Source organism: Streptomyces sp. BR123, assembly GCF_013401435.1.
In the GTDB taxonomy this organism is placed as follows: domain Bacteria; phylum Actinomycetota; class Actinomycetes; order Streptomycetales; family Streptomycetaceae; genus Streptomyces.
In genome coordinates this window covers 1-589 of the sequence record NZ_JACBGN010000674.1, presented here as the reverse complement: position 1 = coordinate 589, position 589 = coordinate 1, and the positions used below count along the sequence as shown (strand labels likewise).

Below are 589 nucleotides of genomic sequence, written 5' to 3'. Positions count from 1 at the left end.
GGCGGGAGCTGCGGGGACGGCGGGGACGCGAGGCTGAAGGGCCGGGAGGGAGGGCAAAGGGGCGGCCGGCCGCGGAATCAGCCGACGAGCCCCAAATGCACGGGCTCCCCGGCCCCCTCGGTCAGCAACGCCGCCAACCGCGGCGGCCACGACGGCTCCCCGAGCCCGGCCAGCGCCTCAGGGGACAGCCACCGCCAGTGCGCCGCGGGATCCTCCGGAACGGGATCACGACGGGGGCCGGTGGTGACGTAGATGTGCTCGTGCTGGCGCACCGGCACGCCCTGGTGGGTGAAGTCGTGCTCCCACGTGCACAGCAGCCGCTGCGGCAGGAGGTCGGTCCACCCCGTCTCCTCCCGCAGCTCCCGCCGCACACAGTCCTCGGGCGTCTCTCCGGGATCGATCCCGCCGCCGGGCGGCAGCCAGTGAATGCCCACCTCGATGTTGTCCTCCCGGAACAGGAAGACCGACCCGCCGGGATCCAGAACCACAATGCGCGCTGCGTACCTGGGAGTTCTCATCACTTGAGCGTACGTCGCGGCGCGCGTGAGGCAAGGGGGTGCGGCGGGACGGGGAACCCCGCGGGGCGGAC

At 73.2% G+C, this 589-nt stretch carries 1 protein-coding gene; it reads right to left on the bottom strand.

Annotated elements, in window-relative coordinates; genetic code table 11:
- Positions 1-77: 77 nt before the first annotated feature.
- The gene (locus HYE82_RS36980; protein WP_179178593.1) at positions 78-518 is read right to left on the bottom strand and encodes an NUDIX hydrolase; all 441 of its coding nucleotides are present in this window, start codon (positions 516-518) and stop codon (positions 78-80) included.
- Positions 519-589: the final 71 nt, after the last annotated feature.